The organism is Ruminiclostridium hungatei (assembly GCF_002051585.1).
GTDB classification, from domain to species: Bacteria; Bacillota; Clostridia; order Acetivibrionales; family DSM-1351; genus Ruminiclostridium; species Ruminiclostridium hungatei.
In genome coordinates, this window is record NZ_MZGX01000070.1 from 1 (window position 1) to 1,370 (window position 1,370).

Consider the following 1,370-nt stretch of genomic DNA (forward strand, 5'->3'; position numbering starts at 1 on the left):
GGTACTGTCAAGTACTTTGCGCAAATTTAATTTTGCCGCATGGTTTCTGGCAGTTACCCTGCTAGATTTTCAGATTCTGTTTCCTCTGTACTGTAGTTTTCAAGGTGTTTCATGTTCATATACCTCTTTACGCCCCATTGCGTTCCGGTAACATGGCGTAAGCGGGCACAGACGAGCATTAGGGCAGAATTGCCGTCAGGAAAGGTTCCCACCACTCTGGTACGACGCTTAATTTCCCGATTGATCCTCTCAACCAGATTTGTTGTGCGGATCTTTAACCAGTGTTCGTAAGGAAAAACCATGTAGGTCAGCGTTTCTTCAATTCCTTTTTCCAACTTATCCGCAGCCTCTTTGAGCTTCATCTGCTTAAGTTCGTCCATTACCATCTTGGCCTTTTCTCGGGCTGCTTTCTTGCTTTCCTGGCTATGAATCGCTTTCAACATTTTTGCTACTTGCTTCATCTTCGAACGGGGAACAACAGAGAACATGTTGCGGTAAAAATGAACAATGCAGCGTTGGTACTTGGATTCCGGATAGACTTCGCCAAGAGATTCCAACATTCCAAGGCATTTATCTCCTATTACCAGCTTAACTCCTGAAAGGCCTCTGCTCTTCAGCCATTTGAAAAACTCAGTCCAGCTAGCCTTGTCCTCTTTCATGCCTTCCATAGCTCCAATGACTTCCCGATACCCATCCTCATTGACGCCAATTGCGATCAGGATAGCTACATTTTCGTATTCGCCACCCCAGTTTCGCTTTAGATAGACCCCATCTACATACACGTAAGCGTAGGAGCCATGAGTAAGCTGCCGGTTTCTCCAATTTTCAATATGTACATATGCTTTCTTATTCAGTTCGCTAATGGTAGAAGGAGATACTTTCGTACCCCACAGTGCTTCGGTGATATCTTCAACGCGGCGAACAGATACGCCTGCCAGGTACATTTCAATCAATGCCTCTTCCACTGAGCTTTCTCTACGACGATAGCGTTCAATGATAGCTGTCTCGAAAGCAACTCCTTTGAGTTTGGGCATCTTCAAAGTCACTTCACCGGAGGTTGTTGTCAGGCTCCTGTCGTAATGACCGGCGCGGTAGCCTTCACGTTCTGCAGTACGCTCGTATTTGCTGGCATTGACTAATTCTTCGGCTTCCTTCTCTAAAAGGCCGTTCAGGGTCTCTTCTACACTGGAACGGACTAATTCCTTCAATTCGTCTTTGATTATTCCTTCGTTTAGTTGTATAATCTTTTCAGACATGTTCCTAAGCCTCCTTTGGTAATTGGTTTGTGGTGAATTAATTTTACCAAACGGCTTTGGGCATGTCTATTTTTTACCCCTTATTCAATTTGCGCAATTTATTGTACCTTATCT

1 protein-coding gene is annotated in these 1,370 nt (G+C 44.5%); it reads right to left on the bottom strand.

The annotated features are described in order from the left end of the window. Positions 1–53: 53 nt before the first annotated feature. A complete protein-coding gene (locus CLHUN_RS21550) occupies positions 54–1,256 on the bottom strand; it encodes an IS256 family transposase (protein ID WP_080066724.1) in 1,203 nt (400 codons plus the stop codon). Positions 1,257–1,370: the final 114 nt, after the last annotated feature.